This window comes from Methylobacterium sp. P5_C11 (assembly GCF_054049775.1).
The window spans coordinates 40,975-60,927 of sequence record NZ_JBFULS010000016.1 but is presented as its reverse complement, the minus strand read 5'-3'; the positions used below and the strand labels follow the sequence as shown (position 1 = coordinate 60,927).

Genomic DNA, 19,953 nt, shown 5'->3' with positions numbered 1-19,953 from the left:
GCGTTTGTCGTCGCACCAGCCCCGTGAACGCAACGCTTGTTGAAGAAACAATCGGCATGATCGCCGCCACCCTCGCTGCGGAAATAAGTCCTTTCGCGTCGCTGTGGGCGGCAGAAATCCCCATTCAACCGGATTCGGTGCGCGCGTGAAGATCGCAGTCCTCGCACATCTGAAGTACCCGATCGGCCAGCCCTATGCCGGCGGCTTGGAGATGCACACGCACCTCCTCACCGTCGCGCTCAGGCGGCACGGGCACGATGTCACGCTGTTCGCCAGCCGCGGATCGGACCCGGCGCTCGATCCGGTGATGCTCTGCGATCCCACCGGGGACGCGCTCCTCGATCCGGAACTCGAGGACGCGATCGACCGGGCGGAACACGACGCCTACCGGCGCATGATGGAGATGGTCGCGGCCGGCGGCTTCGACCTCGTCCATAACAATTCCCTGCACGCGCTGCCGCTGCGCGAGAGCGCCCAGCTGGGCCTGCCCTGGATCACGGTGCTGCACACGCCGCCCTTCGAATCGCTCGTCGGCGGCATCGTGCAGGCCGATCCGGACATGGCGTTCCTCGCGGTCTCGCCGTCTCTGGCCCAGGAATGGGCGCATCTGGTGCCCGGCGCGCAGGTGGTCGACAATGGGGTCGACCTCTCCACCTTCGCATTCTCGGAGGCTGCCGACGCGCCGCCCTTCGCCTTCTGGTCAGGGCGGATCGTGCCCGAGAAGGGGCTGCACCTCGCCATCGACGCCGCCCGCGCCGCCGGGCTGCCGCTGACCTTTGCCGGGCCGAAGCTCAACCCGGGCTACTGGGCCGCCGAGATCGCCCCGCGGCTCGGGCCGGACCTCACGCATCTCGGCCACCTCTCGCACCGGGACCTCGCCCATCATCTCGGCCGGGCTCGGGTGGCGATCGTCTCGCCGCGCTGGGAAGAGCCCTTCGGCCTCGTCGTGGCGGAGGCGCTGGCCTGCGGCACGCCGGTGGCCGCCTTCCGGCGGGGCGCCATGCCCGACATCCTCGACGCGTCCTGCGGCCGGCTCGCCCGTCCGGACGATCCCCAGGACCTGTCCGTGGCGATCCGGGAGGCCGCCGGCCTCTCGCGCCGGGCCTGCCGGGACCGGGCCGAGGCGCTCTATGACGCCACCGCCATGACCGGGCGCTACCTCGAAGCCTACGATGCGGTGATCGCGCGCTGTGCCGAGCGGGCACGGCCCGCGCTGCGCGTCGCGGGAGGACGGGGCTGAGCGGCGTGGAGCCCGCGCCACCGGCCATGCATGCACCCGAGCCCGGAGCCTGGCGAGCGACGCGCCGCACCTCCGCGGCCCGTGACGGTGCCACGGGAGACCTGACATGACCCCAGACGCCGACCATCCGGTCCCGCTGCCCTGCGTCGTCTGCATCCCCGCCCGGAACGAAGCCGAGCGCCTGCCCCGCCTGCTGGCGTCCCTGGCCGCCCAGAACGGCGTCTCGGCGCGCGCCCCCCTGCGGGTCGTGGTGCTCGCCAACAATTGCACGGACGGGACCGTCCCGGCGGTCCGGGATGTCGAAGCCTCCGGGATCCTGGCGACGCTCGCGCTCCGGGTGATCGACGTCGCCCTCGGCGAAGCGGACGCCCATGTCGGGACCGCCCGGCGCATGGCGCTCGAGGCCGGTGCCGACTGGCTCGACGCCGACGGACAGCCCGACGGATTTCTCCTGACCACCGACGCGGATGCCCGCCTGCCGGCCGATTGGGTGGCGGCGAACCTGCGGGCGCTGGAATGCGCCGACGTGGTCGGCGGCCGGCTCGTGATCGACGACGACGGGTCCGGGGATCCAGACCTCACGGCCCTGCACGCGCGCATCGAACGCTACTGGTCCGGCGTCCGGCGCCTGGAGGACCTCCTCGACCCGCCGCCGTACGACCCCGCCCCCCGCCACGGCGATCATACCGGCGCGAGCCTGGCCGTACCGGCCGCCCTGTACCGGGCGGTCGGCGGGCTCCCGGCGCTGCCCTGCGGCGAGGACAACGCCCTGGTCGGGCTTCTGCGGTCGAACGGCGCGCGCCTGCGCCACTGCCCGGACGTGCAGGTGCTGGTCTCGTCCCGCCATCAGGGCCGGGTCTCGGGCGGGATGGCCACCGAGATGGTGCGCCGCGCCCGCGTCCTCGACGGCGAGGCCTACCTGCTGCCCGAGGCCGCCCACTGGCAGGCGCTGATCCTGCGCCGGGCCACGTTGCGCCGGGCCTTCCACCTGGAACCGGAGGCCCGCGCCGCGGCCTGCGCACGGCTCGGACTCGACGCGGAGGATCTCGCATCCTTCGGCGCCTGCCCCAACGACATCGCCTTCGTGGAGCGGGCGGACCGGATCCTCGAGGCGCGTGCCGCGCCGGCGCGGGAATGCCCCCTCGACCGGGCGATCGCCGATCTCGACGCCCTCGCCCTCTCCGTGCGGGACGCGGCGTGACCCGCGGGATCGGCTGGTATGTCCACCACCAGGGCGCCGGCCATCTCCAGCGCGCCCGAGCCGTGGCGGCGGCCCTGCCCCGCCCCTGCACGATCCTCGGCACGCTCGCGGGTTTCGACACCACCGGGCTCGACGTCGTCGACCTGCCCGACGACCGCCCCCTTGACCGCCCCCTCGGCGGCGGCGCGGCCTTCGACGGCCGCGACGGCGAGGCCGAGCGGCCGGAGGCGCTGCACTACGCCCCCCTGAACCATCCCGGCCTCCGCGCCCGGATGGCGCGCATCGCCGCCTGGGCGGAGCGGACGGACCCGGCCCTCCTCGTGGTCGACGTCTCGGTGGAGGTGGCCCTCCTGGCGCGCCTCCTGTCGGTCCCGACGCTGGTGGTGCGGCTCGCCGGCACCCGGACCGACCAGCCCCATCTCGAAGCCTTCCGGAGCGCGACGCGGCTTCTCGCGCCCTTCCCCGCGGCCCTCGACGGCGCGGGCGTGCCGGACTGGGTCCGGGCCAAGACGCTCTACGCCGGCTTCCTCGGCGGGCCGGCCCAGGTGGCGACCGAGGCGCGCCGGGACATCGTGGTGGTGTTCGGCCGCGGCGGCGCGGGGGGCCATTTCGAGGACCTCGCCGCGGCGGCGCGGGCCGTGCCCGACCGGCCCTGGCACGTGCTCGGTCCGGTCTCGGGCTCCGGCGAGACGCCCGGCAACCTGCACCTGCACGGCTGGGTCCCGGACGTCGAGACGCGGGTCGCGGGGGCGGCCCTGCTGGTCGGCGGCGGCGGCGACGGCGTGGTCGCTCTCGCCGCCGCGCAGGCGAAGCGCTTCCTCTGCCTGCCCGAGGAGCGGGCCTATGGCGAGCAGACCGAGAAGGCCGCGGCCCTGGCGCGGCTCGGGGCCGCAATCGTGCATCCGGGCTGGCCCGCGGCCGCAGCCTGGCCCGGCCTGATCCGGGACGGCCTCGCCCTCGATCCGTCGGCGATCGCAGCCCTCCACGATCCGGACGCGGTGCGCGCCTGTGCGGCCGCGATCGAGACCCTTGTTCAGGGCTTCGGGCCGACCTGAAAAAGGCGCCCGTCAGGAACGGGCGCCCGGTCGTCTCAGCACGGGGCGGAGCGGTGCCTCAGGAGATCAGGTCGAGCTTCGCCGCCTCGATCCCGTCGGCCCGGATCGCATCCGGCAGGGCCGAGAAGTCGCGGTATCCGGCCTCGCGCGCCATAGCGTCGAGGGCGGTCTGCTCATCATTGGCCGCACCGGTCCAGAGCACGGCGCCGCTCTTCTTCTGCTTGATCTGAAAGATGCTCATCGATTCCTCCCCGGTCGCGCAAAGACCTTCGATTCAATAACGTTGCCATTCGCGCCTGGTTGCAGGTTGAAAGAACAGGACAGCCGCTCCCCGGCCGCCGCTTCGAACCTGCGGCGCGGGGGCCGGCGACGGCATCGCCGGATGGCGCTATGCTGATGGGCGTCCAGGATTGCCCGTCATGAAAACGCCGACCTGCCCAGTCAGGGATAAGCGATACCAATCCAGCGCCGACTGCGAGGCCTCTCCCGTGAACTCCCTCCGTTGGCGCGCGTCCCGCCTCAGTCTCCTGTGCGGGCTCGCAATCCTCGCCGCGGCGCCGGCCCGGGCCGTCGAAACCGCAGCCGTTCCCGACGCCGCTGCCATCGCGCCGGCGGTCACCGTCGTGCCGGCCGAGAGTCGCGAGATCGTCGAGCGGGCCGTCGTCACCGGCACGCTGGTCCCGCGGGACGAGATCCTGGTCTCCCCCGAGGTCGAGGGCCTGCGCATCACCGACCTGTTCGTCGAGGAGGGCGACCGCGTCGCCAAGGGTCAGGTGCTGGCGAAGCTGTCGCTGGAGATGATCGCCACGCAGGAGGCGTCGAACGCCGCGGCGGTCGCCCGCGCCGAAGCCGCGATCGTCCAGGCCCGGAGCCAGATCGTCCAGGCGGAAGCCGCCAACGTCGAGGCCAAGCAGTCCCTGGAACGCGCCCAGGCGCTGGCCAAGACCGGCAACGCCACCGCGGCCGTGCTGGAGCAACGGGTTTCTGCGGCGCAGGGCGCGGAAGGTCGGCTCGCCGCCGCCAGGGGCGGCCTGCAATCCGCCCAGGCCGACCTCGCCACGGCGCGCGCCGCGGGCTCCGAGATCGCCCTCCGGCGCGCCCGTACCGACATCCGGGCGCCCGAAGCCGGCATCGTCAACCGGCGGACCGCCCGGATCGGCGCCACCGCCACCGCGGCGGGCGAGCCGCTGTTCCGGCTGATCGCCCGGGGTGAGATCGAACTGGAGGGCGAGGTGCCCGAGACGTCCCTCGCCCGCATCCAGGTCGGCAACCCGGCGAGCCTCGACCTCGATGACGGACGGCGCATCGGCGGGAAGGTCCGCCGGGTCTATCCGGAGGTGGACCGGGCGACACGGCTCGGCAAGGTCCGCATCCGGCTCGGCGACGATCCGGCCCTGCGGATCGGCGCCTTCGCCCGCGGCAACGTCGAGGTCGCGCGCCGCACGGGCATCGCGGTGCCGGTTTCCAGCCTGCTCTACGCGGCCGACGGCCGCGCCAGCGTCCTCGTGGTGAAGGACGGGCGCGTCGAGGCCCGGCCCGTGACGACGGGCCTCTCCGCGGAGGGCGTCACGGAACTGCGCTCCGGCGTCGCCGCCGGCGAGAACGTGGTGGCCCGCGCCGGCAGCTTCCTGCGCGACGGCGACCGGGTGCGGGCGGTGCCCTCGCCCGCGAGCACCCCCATGGCCGACGCGGCCCCGCGGTAGGACCGAGCCATGCGTCTCAACGTCTCCGCCTGGGCGATCCGCAAGCCCCTGCCCTCGGTGGTGCTGTTCCTGGTCCTGATGATCCTGGGCCTGGTGAGCTTCCGCGCCCTGCCGATCACGCGGTTTCCCAACATCGACATTCCGATCGTCTCGGTGACGATCACCCAGTCGGGCGCCGCGCCCGCGGAGCTTCAGACCCAGGTCACCAAGTGGGTCGAGGATTCGGTCGCCGGCGTGAAGGGCGTCAAGCACATCCTCTCGACGATCACCGAGGGTACCTCGACGACGACGATCGAGTTCCGCCTGGAGGTCAATCAGGACCGGGCGACCAACGACGTCAAAGATGCGATCGCCAAGATCCGGCAGAACCTGCCGCGCACCATCGACGAGCCGATCGTCTCCCGCGTAGAGATCGCCGGCCTGCCGATCATGGTCTACGGCGCCTCGGCGCCGGCCATGACGCCCGAGGACCTGTCGTGGTTCGTGGACGACGTGGTGGCCCGCGGTCTGCAGAGCGTGAAGGGCGTCGGCGGCGTCGAGCGCCTCGGCGGCGTCGCCCGCGAGATCCGCGTCACCCTCAAGCCCGACCGGCTGCTGGCGCTGGGCATCACCGCCGCGGACGTGAACAGGCAGTTGCGCCTGACCTCCGCCGACATGGCCGGCGGCCGCGCCGAGGTCGGCGGCCAAGAGCAGTCGATCCGGGCGCTCGCCGCCTCGGCGAGCCTGGAGACTCTGGCCAAGACTTCCATCGTCGTGCCGGGCAACCGCAAGGTCCGCCTCGACGAGCTGGCGACGCTGTCAGACACCGCCGAGGAGCCCCGCACCTTCGCGCGCTTCAACGGCGAGCCGGTGGTCGCCTTCGCGATCTCCCGCGCCAGCGGCGCGAGCGACGCCGACGTCTCGGTCGGGGTGGCCAAGAAGATCGCGGCGCTCCACGCGGCCAACCCCGACGTACGCTTCGACCTGATCGACACCAGCGTCGTCAACACGATCGGCAACTACCATTCGGCCATGATGGGGCTGATCGAGGGCGCGGCCCTCGCGGTCGTGGTGGTGCTGCTGTTCCTGCGCGACTGGCGGGCGACCCTGATCGCCGCCGTGGCGCTGCCGCTATCGGTGCTACCCACCTTCTGGGTGATGAGCGCACTGGGCTTCTCGCTCAACGCCGTGAGCCTGCTGGCGATCACGCTGGTCACCGGCATCCTGGTGGACGACGCGATCGTGGAGATCGAGAACATCGTCCGCCACATGCGGATGGGGAAGTCGCCCTACCGCGCCGCCCTGGAGGCGGCGGACGAGATCGGACTCGCGGTCATCGCCATCACGGCGACGATCATGGCGATCTTCTCGCCCGTGTCGTTCATGGGCGGCATCGCCGGCCAGTATTTCAAGCAGTTCGGCCTGACCATCGCGGCGGCGGTGTTCATGTCGCTGCTCGTGGCGCGGCTGATCACGCCGCTTCTCGCCGCCTACTTCCTGCGCGACCACGGGCCGGACCACGAGCGCGACGGGTTCGTGATGCGCGGCTACACCCGCCTCGTGGCGTGGTCGGTGCGGCACAAGTTCATCACGCTGGTGCTCGGCATCGCGTGCTTCGCCGCCTCCATCGCCTCCACGGGCCTCCTGCCGGCGGGCTTCCTCCCGGCCGAGGATCAAGCCCGCACGCTGTTCGTGGTCGAGCTGCCGCCGGGCGCCCGCCTGCCCGACACCGTCCGCGTGGCGGACCGGATCGTCGACAGGATCCGCGCGCTGCCCGAGGTGAAGAGCGTGTTCGTGGACGGCGGGCGCCAGCTCCCGGCCAAGAAGGAGGTCCGGCTCGCGAGTCTCACCATCAACCTCACCCCGAAGAACACCCGCCACAAGACGCAGAAGCAGGTCGACGCGGAGGTGGCGGCGATCCTGCGGGAGGAACCGGACCTGCGCTTCTGGGCACTGCGCGAGGGCGGCCAGCGCGACCTCGCGCTGATCATCGCCGGCCCCGACAAGGCGGTGGTGGCGGAGGTCGCCGCAAAGCTCCAGCGCGAGGCCCAGCAGGTCCCGCACCTCGTCAACGTGATGTCGACGGCGCCGCTCGACCGGACCGAGGTCCGCATCCGGCCAAAGCCCGGCGTGGCGGCCGATCTCGGCGTCACCACCGACACCATCGCCGAGACCGTGCGGGTCGGCACGATCGGCGACATCGGCATGAACCTCGCCAAGTTCAACGCCACCGACCGGCAGGTGCCGATCCGGGTGCAGCTGCCCGAGAGCCTGCGCGGCCGGCTCTCCGATCTTGAGACCCTGAAGGTGCCGGTGAAGGGCGGGGCCGCCGTGCCGCTGGCCACGGTGGCCGACATCAGCCTCGGCCAGGGGCCGACCGGCATCGACCGCTATGACCGCGCCGTGCGCGTCGCCCTCGAAGGCGACATGCAGGGTACCGACGCGCTGGCCGAGCTGATCTCCCAGGTCATGAACCTGCCGACCGCGAAAAATCTGCCGCCGGGGGTCACGATCAGCCAGACCGGAGACGCCGAGGTGATGGGCGAGGTCTTCGAGGGCTTCGCGCTGGCCATGGGCGCCGGCCTGATGATGGTGTTCGGCGTGCTGATCCTGCTGTTCGGCAACTTCCTGCAGCCGCTGACCATCCTGTTCTCGCTGCCACTCTCCATCGGCGGCGCGATCCTGGCGCTCCTGATCTGTCACATGCCGATCTCGATGCCGGTGGTGATCGGCATCCTGATGCTGATGGGCGTGGTCACCAAGAACGCGATCATGCTGGTGGATTTCGCCGTCGAGCAGATCCACGCGGGCGTCGACCGGAACGTCGCCATCGTCGACGCCGGCCGCAAGCGGGCGCGGCCGATCGTGATGACCACGATCGCCATGGCGGCCGGCATGGTGCCCTCCGCGATGGCCTACGGGATCGGCGGCGAGTTCCGCGCCCCCATGGCGGTGGCGGTGATCGGCGGCCTGATCGTCTCCACGGTGCTGTCGCTGGTGTTCGTGCCGGCGATCTTCGTGCTGATGGACGACCTGTCGCGCCTGCTGAAGCGGCTGTTCGGCCGCTTCGTGGGCGAGCGCGACGACCCGGAGGATGCGCTGACCTTCGATCGGGCCCATCCGGCCAATGACGGCCGTCCGGCACCGCCACGGATCGCCGCCGAGTAGACGCGGATCGGCCGCATGCATTGCGCCCCGCCCCGGGATGGGCTGTGACTCGACCCCGTCGAATCAACGGAGACGGGCGAAGCGATGTCGGGTGGTCACGGGGCGATCGAGGGGTCCAACAAGCGCGTGGCGCTGTTGATCTCGGTGCTGGCACTGTTCCTCGCCTTCAGCGAGACCCTGGGCAAGGCGGCCCAGACGGAGTCGATCGGCGCCAACGTCGAGGCCGCGAACCAGTGGGCCTATTTCCAGGCCCGCACCATCCGCTCGACGGTGCTCAAGACCGCCGACGAGGCCCTGGCCCTGGTCCCCCCAGGCGCCAACCAGGACGCGATCGCGGCCAAGCGCGCCGAGTGGGCCAAGACCCTGGCGCGCTGGGAATCCGAGCCCGCCACCGGCGAGGGCCGCAAGGAGCTGACCGCGAAGGCGCGGGCCTCCGAGGAGCGGCGCGACCTGACGCTGCTGCGCTACCACCATTACGAGTTGGCCTCGGCGGCCTTCCAGATCGGCATCGTGCTGGCGTCGGCCGAGGTGATCACCGGCATCACGATACTGGTGTTCGCCGGCGGCTTCCTCGGACTCGCCGGGGCGGCGCTCCTGGGCTTCGGCTATCTCGCACCGCACGCGCTGCCGTTCTTCCACTGAGCGGCATCCGGCGGGGGGCGGCGTAACGCCACTCTCGCCCGCTTCGGGATCGGAGCGGCGTGCTGCCGGGCTGGACGCGCGCACAGGAAGCTTGTCTTGTCGGCACATTCCAGGGGGGAATGATGCCGGAACACTCGGACGAACAGGGTCGCCTGACACGGCTCGCCAGCGCGATCTTCCTGCACACCGAGCACGCGATCTACGCGGCGCTCGGCCTGCTGCTCGCCCTCACCGCGCTCGTCGCGCTGGTCGATGCCGCCGGGCTGACCTGGGAGGCCATGCGGGCGCTCGGGGGCGCCCAGCAGATCCTGGAGGTCATCGACCGGCTGCTGTTCCTGCTCATGCTGATCGAGATCCTGCACACGGTGCGGGTCTCGATGCGGTCCGGCACGCTGACCTGCGAGCCGTTCCTGATCGTCGGGCTGATCGCCTCGATCCGGCGGGTGCTGGTGATCACGCTGCAATCCTCGGAGATCATGCACGCCAAGGATTGGTCGCCCGAGAAGCAGGCGCTGTTCCAGGCGTCGATGATCGAGCTCGGGGTGCTGGCGGGTCTGATCCTCACGATGGTCTTCGCGATCTTCCTGCTCCACCGCGCCCGCGACGACGGGAAACCCGCAGGCGAGGAGCAGCCGGCCGGCGAGGCCTGACGATCCGGAGACCGTGGCCGTCGGCGCGCGGCGCGATCCAAGGGCGCAGCACCGGCCGAACTCCCGCTGCACGGGATCGCCTCGCTGCGTTGGCGAGGCCGGAGCGCGTCCAAGCCGACCGAACGCGCGCTCAGTTCAACCGCAGGATCGCCGCGTTGAGCAGCGTCGCGAAGGCCACCCAGGCGGCGTAGGGCACGAGGAGCCACGCCGCGATCCTGTCGAACCGCCAGGTCAGCCGGATGGTCCAGAGCACCATGACCAGCAGCATCGCGACGACGACGAGCCCAGCCCCGATCGCGTGGGCGGAAAAGAAGACCGGCGTCCAGGCGGCGTTGAGCGCGATCTGCACCAGGAAGGCCGCGAGGGCGAGCCACCAGCCCTCACGGCTCGGGCCGACGCGCGGCAGGGCGCCGAGCAGCCGCCAGAGCGAGACGGCGATCATCGCGTAGAGGATCGTCCAGGCGACCGGAAAGACCCAGTTCGGAGGGTTGAAGACCGGCTTGTTCAGGCCGGCGTACCAGCCCGGGATCTCGGCCTGCGTCGCCGTCGAGCCGATCGCCGCGGTCGCCGCGATCGGCAGGATCGCGGCGGCCAGCCGGAGCCAGCGCGGCAGGGCGGCGCCGTCGGGCACATGTGTTGCGGCGGTCATGGTCGTTCGTCTCCACGCGGCGCGGCTTGCCGGGGCCTGCGCGCCGTGGCACGCGCCCGTCTCCACCCGCCGAGAAATCGTCAGATGCCACAGCCTAACGCGCCGCAGGGGCCGGCGGATACCCGCGCCGACGCAGGCCCGGATTTCACCCACCGGAGCCTCGCGGCCCAGGCGATGGGCCGGATCGAACCCGAGACCCGGGCCGTGGTGATGCCGCTGCACGTCTCGACGACGTTCATCCGCGATCCCGATAACGGTTACAGCTCGGGCTACAGCTACGCCCGGCCCGACAACGCCACGGTGCGCGAGGCGGAATCGGTCCTGGCGATGCTGGAGGGGGCCGGGGCCGGTGCCCTGCTGTTCGGCTCAGGGATGGCGGCGGCGACCGCGGTGTTCGGCGCCCTGGAGCCCGGCGACCACGTGGTCGCCGGCACCGTGATGTATTGGGCGCTGAAGCGCTGGCTGCGCGCGGAGGCGCCCCGGCGCGGCCTCACCGTGACTTTCGTGGAGACCGACGACCTGGACGCCCTGCGCGCCGCGGTCGAGCCGGGCCGGACCAAGCTCGTCTGGATCGAGACCCCCGGCAATCCCCTGTGGACCGTCACCGACATCGCCGCGGCGGCCGGGATCGCCCACGCGGCGGGGGCGCGCCTCGCGGTGGATTCCACCGCCGCCTCCCCGGTCCATACGCGCCCCCTGGAACGCGGCGCCGACCTCGTGATGCATTCGGCCACGAAGATCCTGAACGGCCATTCCGACGTGGTGGCGGGCGTGCTGGCCGCCGCCCGGGCCGACGCCTTCTGGGAGCGGATCCAGGCCATCCGCGCCGGAAGCGGCGGCATCCTCGGACCCTTCGAGGCCTATCTGCTGATGCGCTCGCTCCGCACCCTGCACCTGCGGGCGGCCGCGCAGGCGGCGGGCGCCCAGCGCCTGGCCGAACGCCTCGTTGGGCACCCGCAGGTGTCCCACGTGCTGTATCCGGGCCTGCCCGGCGACCCCGGGCATGCGGTCGCCCGCCGGCAGATGCGCGACGGGTTCGGCTTCATGCTGTCGATCCGGGTGGCCGGCGGCGAGGCCGGCGCCATCGCCACGGCGGCGCGGGTGCGGCTGTGGAAACGGGCGACCTCCCTCGGCGGCGTCGAGAGCCTGATCGAGCACCGGGCCTCGGTGGAGGGTCCGGGCAGCCCCTGTCCGCCGGATTTGCTGCGCCTGTCCACGGGCATCGAGGACACCGACGACCTCTACGGCGATCTGGACCGAGCCCTGAATTCGGCGCACGGGGCCGCCTGAGCGGGCGATCCGCCCGGTCGCTCAGGCGGCCTTGACGCTGCCGAGGAACGCGCCGACCTCCCGCGTCAGGCCCTCGGAGTGACGGGACAGCGTCTCTGCGGCGTGCAGGACCTGCGCGGCTGCGGCCCCCGTCTGGCTCGCCCCGTCGCGGACGCCGGCGATGGTCTGCGTCACCTGCTCGGTCCCCCGGGCCGCCTGCTGCACGTTGCGGGCGATCTCCCGGCTCGCGGCGCCCTGCTGGTCCATCGCGGCGGCGATCGCCGTCGCGGCGCCCGACATCTCGCCGATGATCCGGCTGATCGCCTCGATGTCGCCGACAGCCTCGCCGGTGGCGGACTGGATCTCGCCGATCCGCTCGCCAATCTCGCCGGTGGCCTTCGCGGTCTGCTCCGCCAGTTCCTTCACCTCACCGGCGACCACCGCGAAGCCGCGGCCCGCCTCGCCCGCACGCGCGGCTTCGATCGTGGCGTTCAGGGCCAGCAGGTTGGTCTGACGCGCGATACGGGCGATCACGTCCACGAAGGCGGCGATGCGCTCAGCCGTGGCGGCCAGATGCCGGACCGTGGCTCCGCTGCGTGTGGCACTCTCCACCGCGCGATCGGCGATCTGCGCCGATCGCGTCACCTGCGCCACGATCTCGTCCACGGATGCGGCCATCTCCTCGGTCGCAGCCGCCACGGTCTGGACGTTCCCGGACGTCTCCGCGGCGGCCCCGGCCACCGTCGCGGCCTGCTGCGTGGCTTGGCTCGCCACGCGCGTCATGGCTTGGGCCGTGGTCTCCATCTCGGAGGCGGCACCGGCCAGGCTCCCGGTCAGCGCCGAGATATCCGCTTCGAAGCGCGCGGTGAGGTCACCGAGCACCGTGGCCCGACGCGCCTTGGCCTCGGCCTCGATCGCGGCCGCCGCGTCGGCCGTCCGCTTGGCGATCATCGCGTCCTTGAAGACCTGCACGGCCCGGATCATCGCCCCGATCTCGTCCCGCCGCTCGGCGCCCGTGACGGGCGCGTCCAGGTCGCCGGAGGCCAGCCGGCCCATGAGGCGGGTCGCCTGATCGAGCGGGCGGGTCACCCGGGCCAGCACCGTGCGGAGGCCGAAGAGGATCGCCACGGACGCCGCCGCCAGGAGGCCGATCAGCAGGAGCCTGGAATAGGCCGCGGTCGCCTGGGCGCGCTCGAACTCGGCGCGGGTCTCCCGGAGCTGCAGCGCCGTCAGCTTCGACAGGACCGCGACGGTCGGTATCATCATCTGGTTGAGCGCGAGATGGGCGGCGCTGTAGCCGTCGAGTTGGCGCCCGCGCAGTCGGTCCAGCACACCCTGCGTGATCGAAGCGTTCCGATCGACCTGCTTCTGCATGTCGGCCACGAGCAGCATCTCCTCGGGCGTGCGGGCGGTCGCGCGATAGGCGGACCAGTGCTGGTCGACCGTGGCGAGCCCCATCGCGACCCGGGTCGCCGCGTGGAGCGGATCCGCCACGTTCTCGCGCACCTCCCGCGAGGCGTCGACGATCCGATCGTAGGCCTCGCGCATGGCGATGAACTGGCTCAGGGGCACGACCCGATTCTCATAGGCGGTCCGGAGATTGTCGTTGCTCCGCGTGAGCGCGAACTGGCCGACGAGTGCGGAGGCCAGCAGAAGAGCGCCCAGCAGGCCGAGCAGGACGAAGAGCCGACCCTTGATTGTATTGATCATGATCATAACCACCTAGCGCGCGAATTACACGCCCTTCGCGAGCATCAACGCCGACGAGACGTATCATTAGATCGTTGTTTGAAAGTTTCAAAGATCGATGCTTGGTTATATCGATGTAGTTTTACGGAAATATCCTCACACTTCTGCGTAAAGACATGAAAATAACCCAATTTATATCATATCATATCTATTCGTATCCGAGTTATAAGGTCACGGGCGCGGTGAAATCCTGTATTCTCCTGAACCGTCCCTCGCGATCCGAAGCCGGCCCGCGCCCCGGTGATCCGCCATGGCGCGGGACGAAAAGGCTCTGGATGGCACGGGCGACCCGGTACCAAACGGGCGCTGGCGCGTTCTGACGGCGAAGCCTCCTGCGGGCGCAGTCAACCGTGAGATTCGAACGTCATGAAACCGATCTCAACCGCCGTCGCGGCGATCCTGCTCGGCGGTCTCGCCGGCCCGGCCTGGGCCGACGCGGTGCCGAACCTTGACGTCGAGAAGACCTGCCGGTCGGCACAGGTGACCAACACGTCGATCAGCGACAAGGCCAACTACGACGGCTGCCTCCGCTCCGAGCGCGACGCCAGGACGGAGGCCGAGCGGCATTGGGGCGACTACACCCCGGCCGCGAAGCGGCAGTGCGAGGACCAGTTCAAGGCCGGGGGCTATCCCTCTTACGTCGAGATGGTGACGTGCCTCGAACTGGCCTCCGGCACCGTGCCGACGCAGAGCAACGACGGCGGTCGTGCGGTGGGCGGTCCCGGCTCGCCGCGGGACGTCAAGGTGCAGCAGGAGGGCGGCGCCAAACTCACCCGGGAGCCGCCCGCGAGCCAGCGCACGGACCCGATGAAGGTGCTGGAGAACAAGTAGGCCGGGCGCCTCGGACCCTCGGCACGCGCCGGCGTCCCATTCACGCGCCGCCGGCGCTTGAGACGGCGGCGGCGTGCTATGGGCGGCCGATCCCTCTCCCAGCACGTCACCCGGACCTGTGAACGCCCTCGCCATCATCGCCCCGATCTTCGGGATCGTTCTGATCGGATGGGCGGCGGCGCTCACGGGTCTACTCTCCGACAAGGTCAGCGACGGCCTGTCGGAATACGTGTTCGCGGTGGCCGTCCCGGCGCTGATCATCGCCACGCTGACGAAGCCCGGCATGAGCGGCACGGTGGCGTGGTCCTACTGGGTGGCGTATTTCGGCGGCGCCGGCCTCTCGTGGTTCGCGGGCACGCTGATCGCCCGGCGACGCGCCGGGATCGAGCGGCGGGGCGCGATCCTCCACGGCTTCGCGGCGAGCCAGTCGAACACGGTGTTCGTCGGCGTCCCGATGATCCTTCAGGCCTACGGCGAGGAGGGGGCCTTCCCGCTGTTCATGCTGCTCGCCGTGCACCTGCCGCTGATGATGGGCAGCGCGACCTTCCTGATCGAATCCGAGTCCGGCCTGCCGTTCTCGGCACGGGTCCGGGGGCTGGTCCTGGTGCTGCTGCGCAACCCGATCTTCGTGGCGCTCCTGATCGGGATGGCGATGAAGGGCCTCGGGCTTGCGCCCGCCGGGATCGCCCGGTCCGTGATCGACGCCTTCGCGGGCACCGCCTCGACCTGCGCGCTGGTGGCTCTGGGCGCCGGCCTGAAGCGCTACCGGGTACTGTTCGACCTCAGGGGCGCCCTGGTGATTGCCGGCCTGAAGAACATCCTGCACCCGCTGGCGGTCTGGATCCTGGCCTTCCACGTCTTCGCGATGCCGCCGGCCTATGCCGGGGTCGCGACCCTGTTCGCCGCCATGCCGGTGGGGATCAACGCCTACCTTCTGGCGGCGCGCTACAAGACCGAGACCGGGATGGTGGCGGCCTCAGTGCTGGTCTCGACCCTGCTGGCGCCGCTGACGACGGTTGCCTGGCTCATGCTGCTCGGCCGGGCGTGACGGCGGAGGCCAGGCGTCACCGGGCGCGTTGGACGGCGGCTTCGGCGGGTCTAGGGTAGCGACAAGCGCCGGCTCCGGAGGCCGGGCGCAACCCCACGCGAGGAAGACCCATGAACGCTCCGATGCGCCCTCCGGGCAGCGCCTCTCCGTCGGCCACCGCCTCCGCCCGCTTCGTCTGGGAGGATCCGTTCCTGCTGGAGGATCAGCTGACCGAGGACGAGCGGGCGATCCGCGACGTCGCCCAGAGCTTCGCGCAGGAGCAGCTGCTGCCCGGCATCGTCGAGGCCTACGCCACCGAGAAGTCCGATCCTGGCCTGTTCCGGAAGATGGGCGCTCTCGGCCTCCTCGGCGTGACGCTCCCTGAGGAATACGGCTGCGCGGGCGCCTCCTACGTCGCCTACGGGCTCGTGGCGCGCGCCGTCGAGGCGGTGGATTCCGGCTACCGCTCGATGATGAGTGTGCAATCCTCCCTCGTGATGTACCCGATCCACGCCTACGGTTCCGAGGAGCAGCGGAGGAAATTCCTGCCGAAGCTCGCCTCGGGCGAATGGATCGGCTGCTTCGGCCTCACCGAGCCGGATGCCGGCTCGGACCCGGCCGGCATGAAGACCAAGGCCGAGAAGATCGACGGCGGCTACCGGATCACCGGCGCCAAGATGTGGATCTCGAACGCGCCCTTCGCGGACGTGTTCGTGGTCTGGGCGAAGTCCGAGGCCCACGAGGGCGCGATCCGCGGCTTCGTCCTCGAGAAGGGCATGAAGGGCCTCTCGGCGCCGACCCTCAAGGGCAAGCTCTCCTTGCGCGCCTCCACCACCGGCGAGATCGTCATGGAGGGGGTCGAGGTCGGCGAGGACGCGCTGCTGCCGAACGTCTCCGGTCTCAAGGGACCGTTCGGCTGCCTCAACCGGGCGCGCTACGGCATCTCCTGGGGGGCGTTGGGCGCCGCCGAGGATTGCTGGCACCGCGCGCGCAATTACACGCTGGAGCGCAAGCAGTTCGGCCGGCCGCTGGCGCAGACGCAGCTCGTCCAGAAGAAGCTCGCCGACATGCAGACCGAGATCGCCCTCGGCCTCCAGGCCTCGCTGCGGGTCGGGCGGCTGATGGACGAGGGCAGGATGGCGCCCGAGATGATCTCGCTGGTCAAGCGCAACAATTGCGGCAAGGCGCTGGACATCGCCCGCACGGCCCGGGACATGCACGGCGGCAACGGCATCATGGGCGAGTACCACGTGATGCGCCACGCCCAGAACCTCGAGACGGTGAACACCTACGAGGGGACCCACGACGTCCACGCACTGATCCTGGGGCGGGCGCAGACGGGGCTGCAGGCGTTCTTCTGAGGCTCTGGGTCGCGCCTCCCACCAGACACCTCATCCTGAGGTGCGGCGAAGCCGCCTCGAAGGAGGGCTCCGTCGAGGCCCGCTGTCGCGGGCACCTCAGGATAAGGGCTTGGATGGGATGAAGCGGAGCAGGACCGCGCGCCTCACTCCCCGCCCTCATCCCCGGCCAGCGACCATTCCAAGACGCGGGCGAGGTGGTCGTAGGCGCCGTACTTGCTGGCGTATTGCGGATAGGGCCGGGCCGTGTAGGCGGCCTCGCCGGTCATGAACCGGGCGACCAGCCCCCGCAGCCGCTCGGCGTGCTCGGCCACGATCGCCGCGACGGCGCGCTCCTCGCCTCTCGGCGGCTTCACCGGCACCGGCACGAAGGGCTTACGCCCGCCCGAGGCGTGGACATAGAGCAGGTCCGGCGTCAGCTTCACGGCCGGCAGATCCACGAAGGCGCCGTGCATGAGCATCGCGGCCTCCAGGGTGAGCTGCGGCGAGAACCCGGAGAAGATCTGCTTGGCAGAGGGCGGCGTGCCGGTCTTATAGTCGACGATGCAGGCGGTCCCGTCCGGGCACAGCTCGATCCGGTCGGCCCGGGCACGCAGTGTGAAGGTCTCGCGTCCCATCGGGATCACCCAGCGTCCGGAGACCTCCGGGTGGACCCGGGTCAGGCCTGGCCGGCGCTGCGCCTCCCACGCGAGATAGGCCGAGGCCATGCGTTCGTAGCGCGGCCACCACTCGGCGTAGAGGTTCGGGTACTCCGCCTCGATGTCGGCGAAGGCGTTCACCGCGAGGTTGAGCAGTCGCACTGCCGCATCCGGGGGCAGGTCCTGCGGATGACGGCTCGCGAACGCTGCGAAGACGTCGTGCACCAGGGAGCCGCGGGTGGCGACGCCCGGGGCCGCCGCCAGCGGGTCGAGGGGATCGAGCCCGAGCACGTGCCGGGCGAAGATGCTGTAGGGATCGCGCACCAGCGTCTCGATCTCGGTGACGCTGAGCGAGCGCGGGAACAGGGCCGGGTCCGGCTTCGGCGCGGGACGCTTCAGCCGGGGCTCCGCGGGGGCAGTGTCCAGCCGCGCCGCGAGGTCGGTGAAGCGGCGGCCCGCCTCCAGGACGGCATCCCAACGCGCATCCCCCGCGAGCGCGCGCAGGCGCTGGATCAGCCGCGACGGGACGGTCGGCGCACCCTCGCGCTTCAGCGCCCGGGTGATCAGCGCGTCCCGGCAACCGAGCGCCTGCACGAAGTCGTGGGCCATCTGGCCGATCCGCCGCTCGGGCGGGTTGAGGCCGACCCGCTCGCGCATCGGTCGGTTGAGGAAGGAATCCGTCAGCGTGCGCACCGGCCAGACGCCCTCGTCGAGGCCGCCGAGCACGACCCGGTCCACGGACAGCAGACGCGACTCCAGCAGACCGAGGATGCGCAGCCGCGGATGCGGCGCCTCGCCGGAACACGCGACGGTGCGCTCCCGGGCTAGGGCGGTGAAGAAAGTGGCGTAATCGTCGAACCGCCCAGGCATCAGGCCGGGCTCGGCCATCTCAAGGTCGTCCAACAGCGCGTCGAGGCAGGACAGGGAGCCATCCGTCTCCGCCTCGGGCTCATCCTCCGGCCCGGCGATCAGCCGGTCGCAAGCTTCCCGGTGGCCCGTGGCCGTTTCGACGAGGTCGCATGCCCCGGCCCCGTCCAGCCCCGGAAACGCCCCGAATACCAGATCGAGCCGGTCGAGGAGGTCCGCCGCGAGGTCCCAGTCGAGATCCGTCAACCGCCGCTTCGCCCGGGGCCTGTGCTCCGGCGGCCCGGCGCGCTCGGCCGCGAGGGCGTTGCGCAGGCCGGCGAAGCCCGGCGCCGGGACCGGACCGCGCAGCAGGCCGATCTCCAGGGCCGCCGCGCCGCGCACCACGTCGGCGCGCGGCAGGCCGAGGCGGACCATCGGGTGGGAAAGCAGCGCGATCAGCCGGGCCGGGATCGCGTCCGCCTGAGCGCGAGCGAGATCCGCCGCGAGCTCGGCCGCGAGCCGGGCGAGTCGGCCGGCGGGGCTGCCGGCCAGCGCCAGCCCCGCCGAATCCTCCGCCACGATCCCCCAGCGCAGCAGCTCCACGGCGACCCGGCCGGCGAGCCCCCGGTCGGGAGTGATGAGGGCCGCGGTGGCGCCGGGCCTCTCAAGCGCCTCGCGGAGGGCCACGGCGACGACCAGCGCCTCCTCGCGCTCATCGGCTGCCTCGGCAAGCGCCAGCCCGTCGAGGCCATGGCGCGCGACGGTGTCGCGGGCCTCCGGATCGAGGTCGGCCCAGGCGTCGGTGGTGTCGGCCGGTCGGAGGGCCTGCGACAGGAGCGCGGCCCGGGCGCTCTGGCCGGCCTCGGGCTCGCCCAGGGCGACGACCTCCGCGCGGTCGAGGTCGAGGTTCTCCGCACCGAGCAGCCGGTGCAGCACCGCCTGCGGGTGGCCATGGGCGATCACGCGGGAGAAGCCCTCGCCGGTGTCGATGCCGTCCCAGCCGGAGGCATCGAGGTCGAGGTCGAGGCCGGGCAGAACCACGGCACCCCGGGGCAGCTTCGCCACGGCCGCGATGAGCCGTGCGGTGGCGGGAACCGAGCCGAGGGAGCCGGCGACGATCACGGGATCGGGGGTCGGGCTGCGCGACAGGCGCCGCTCCTCGGCGAGCACGAGGCCGCGGGCGCGGGCGACGGGATCGGCCAGGCCCCGCTCGGCCAGGAGCTTCGGCCAGTTCTCGGCGGCGATCTTCACGAAGTCGAGGGTCAGGCCGAAATAGCGGGAATACTCCGCCTCGACGGCGGCGCCGATCTCCGACCAGGGCAGGCCCTCGACGGTGAGCGCATCCATCAGCCGTTCGAGGTCGCCGGCGAGACCGATCGCGTCGGCGGGGGAAGACGGCACGAGGAACGGCACCTCGGCGTCGAGGGGCAGCAGGGTCCGGTCCACGGTCCTGGCCCAGGCCTGGACGAGGCGGGCGAGGATCAGCCGCCGCTCCAGGGGCGGCATCGGAACGCTGAGCGGATCGGCGTTCTCCTCCAGCAGCGGCTCGGCGGCGAGGTCGAGTTCGGCCTCGTCGGCCTCCCCCAGGGGGATCATCCGGGGCAGCAGGGTTGCCTGACCCGGGGCGTCGCGGCCTAGCCTGTCGGCGAGGATCGCCGAGAGTGCCCGGGCCGCGCGGCGTGTCGGCAGGTAGAGGGTGACGGCGGCGAGAGCTAACGGGTCGTCCGCCACCGGCCCGACGAGGCGGCCCGAGAGCAGCGCCTCGGCGAGCGTCGGCAGGAACGGGACGCCGCGGGTGATTGTGAAGACGGCCTGTCGGGGGGGCATGACGGGCTTCTACGCCCGTCGCGGCAGCCCGGACAGGGGGCGAGCGGCCGATGCGGGGATCGAGCGGGTCCCCGACGTGCCCAGCGCCTTTTGCGGGGTCGCGGATTCACACCCCGATCTG

At 71.6% G+C, this 19,953-nt stretch carries 16 protein-coding genes; 12 read left to right on the top strand and 4 right to left on the bottom strand.

The window, feature by feature from the left end:
- The first annotated feature begins 23 nt into the window (after window positions 1-23).
- The 4 genes from ACXJKQ_RS11180 to ACXJKQ_RS11165 all read left to right on the top strand — a co-directional run bounded on the left by ACXJKQ_RS11180 (window position 24) and on the right by ACXJKQ_RS11165 (window position 3,496).
- Window positions 24-149, top strand: coding sequence for a hypothetical protein (locus ACXJKQ_RS11180; protein ID WP_457105818.1), 126 nt, complete (start codon window positions 24-26; stop codon window positions 147-149).
- A complete protein-coding gene (locus ACXJKQ_RS11175; RefSeq protein ID WP_457105817.1) occupies window positions 146-1,240 on the top strand; it encodes a glycosyltransferase family 4 protein in 1,095 nt (364 codons plus the stop codon). Before ACXJKQ_RS11180 ends, ACXJKQ_RS11175 begins: the two co-directional genes overlap by 4 nt.
- A 106-nt stretch (window positions 1,241-1,346) precedes the next feature.
- Entirely contained in the window at window positions 1,347-2,441 is a 1,095-nt protein-coding gene (locus tag ACXJKQ_RS11170) for a glycosyltransferase (protein ID WP_457105816.1), read from the top strand.
- Window positions 2,438-3,496, top strand: coding sequence for a glycosyltransferase (locus tag ACXJKQ_RS11165; RefSeq protein ID WP_457105815.1), 1,059 nt, complete (start codon window positions 2,438-2,440; stop codon window positions 3,494-3,496). Before ACXJKQ_RS11170 ends, ACXJKQ_RS11165 begins: the two co-directional genes overlap by 4 nt.
- Window positions 3,497-3,554: 58 nt before the next feature.
- Here the strand turns inward: ACXJKQ_RS11165 and ACXJKQ_RS11160 are convergent, their stop codons facing one another.
- Window positions 3,555-3,737 (bottom strand): hypothetical protein, encoded by a 183-nt coding sequence (locus ACXJKQ_RS11160; RefSeq protein WP_457105814.1) that lies wholly within the window; start codon window positions 3,735-3,737, stop codon window positions 3,555-3,557.
- A gap of 178 nt (window positions 3,738-3,915) precedes the next feature.
- Between ACXJKQ_RS11160 and ACXJKQ_RS11155 the strand changes: the two genes are divergently transcribed.
- From ACXJKQ_RS11155 to ACXJKQ_RS11140, 4 genes are all read left to right on the top strand, one after another.
- Window positions 3,916-5,199: an efflux RND transporter periplasmic adaptor subunit gene (locus ACXJKQ_RS11155; protein WP_457105813.1), complete on the top strand. Its 1,284-nt coding sequence runs from the start codon at window positions 3,916-3,918 to the stop codon at window positions 5,197-5,199.
- Between the two features lie 9 nt (window positions 5,200-5,208).
- Window positions 5,209-8,346, top strand: a complete 3,138-nt coding sequence (locus tag ACXJKQ_RS11150; RefSeq protein WP_457105812.1) for an efflux RND transporter permease subunit — start codon at window positions 5,209-5,211, stop codon at window positions 8,344-8,346.
- A gap of 84 nt (window positions 8,347-8,430) precedes the next feature.
- Window positions 8,431-8,988 (top strand): DUF4337 domain-containing protein, encoded by a 558-nt coding sequence (locus ACXJKQ_RS11145; protein ID WP_457105811.1) that lies wholly within the window; start codon window positions 8,431-8,433, stop codon window positions 8,986-8,988.
- 122 nt (window positions 8,989-9,110) lie between these two features.
- Window positions 9,111-9,638 carry a phosphate-starvation-inducible PsiE family protein gene (locus ACXJKQ_RS11140; protein WP_457105855.1) on the top strand — a complete coding sequence of 176 codons (528 nt, stop codon included), beginning with the start codon at window positions 9,111-9,113 and terminating at the stop codon, window positions 9,636-9,638.
- 130 nt (window positions 9,639-9,768) lie between these two features.
- Here ACXJKQ_RS11140 and ACXJKQ_RS11135 read toward each other — a convergent pair whose 3' ends face one another.
- Window positions 9,769-10,287 (bottom strand): TspO/MBR family protein, encoded by a 519-nt coding sequence (locus tag ACXJKQ_RS11135; protein WP_457105810.1) that lies wholly within the window; start codon window positions 10,285-10,287, stop codon window positions 9,769-9,771.
- Between the two features lie 84 nt (window positions 10,288-10,371).
- Here ACXJKQ_RS11135 and ACXJKQ_RS11130 point away from each other — a divergent pair, with 84 nt between their 5' ends.
- Entirely contained in the window at window positions 10,372-11,577 is a 1,206-nt protein-coding gene (locus ACXJKQ_RS11130) for a trans-sulfuration enzyme family protein (RefSeq protein WP_457105809.1), read from the top strand.
- Between the two features lie 21 nt (window positions 11,578-11,598).
- Here the strand turns inward: ACXJKQ_RS11130 and ACXJKQ_RS11125 are convergent, their stop codons facing one another.
- Window positions 11,599-13,266 carry a methyl-accepting chemotaxis protein gene (locus ACXJKQ_RS11125; RefSeq protein WP_457105808.1) on the bottom strand — a complete coding sequence of 556 codons (1,668 nt, stop codon included), beginning with the start codon at window positions 13,264-13,266 and terminating at the stop codon, window positions 11,599-11,601.
- Between the two features lie 405 nt (window positions 13,267-13,671).
- Here ACXJKQ_RS11125 and ACXJKQ_RS11120 point away from each other — a divergent pair, with 405 nt between their 5' ends.
- The 3 genes from ACXJKQ_RS11120 (at window position 13,672) to ACXJKQ_RS11110 (ending at window position 16,524) form a co-directional block, all read left to right on the top strand.
- Window positions 13,672-14,136, top strand: coding sequence for a hypothetical protein (locus tag ACXJKQ_RS11120; RefSeq protein ID WP_457105807.1), 465 nt, complete (start codon window positions 13,672-13,674; stop codon window positions 14,134-14,136).
- A gap of 118 nt (window positions 14,137-14,254) precedes the next feature.
- Complete coding sequence (locus tag ACXJKQ_RS11115) at window positions 14,255-15,184, top strand: AEC family transporter (protein ID WP_457105806.1); 930 nt, start codon at window positions 14,255-14,257, stop codon at window positions 15,182-15,184.
- A gap of 110 nt (window positions 15,185-15,294) precedes the next feature.
- A complete protein-coding gene (locus ACXJKQ_RS11110) occupies window positions 15,295-16,524 on the top strand; it encodes an acyl-CoA dehydrogenase (RefSeq protein ID WP_457105805.1) in 1,230 nt (409 codons plus the stop codon).
- Between the two features lie 143 nt (window positions 16,525-16,667).
- Here ACXJKQ_RS11110 and addB read toward each other — a convergent pair whose 3' ends face one another.
- Window positions 16,668-19,832: a double-strand break repair protein AddB gene (gene addB / locus ACXJKQ_RS11105; RefSeq protein WP_457105804.1), complete on the bottom strand. Its 3,165-nt coding sequence runs from the start codon at window positions 19,830-19,832 to the stop codon at window positions 16,668-16,670.
- Window positions 19,833-19,953: the final 121 nt, after the last annotated feature.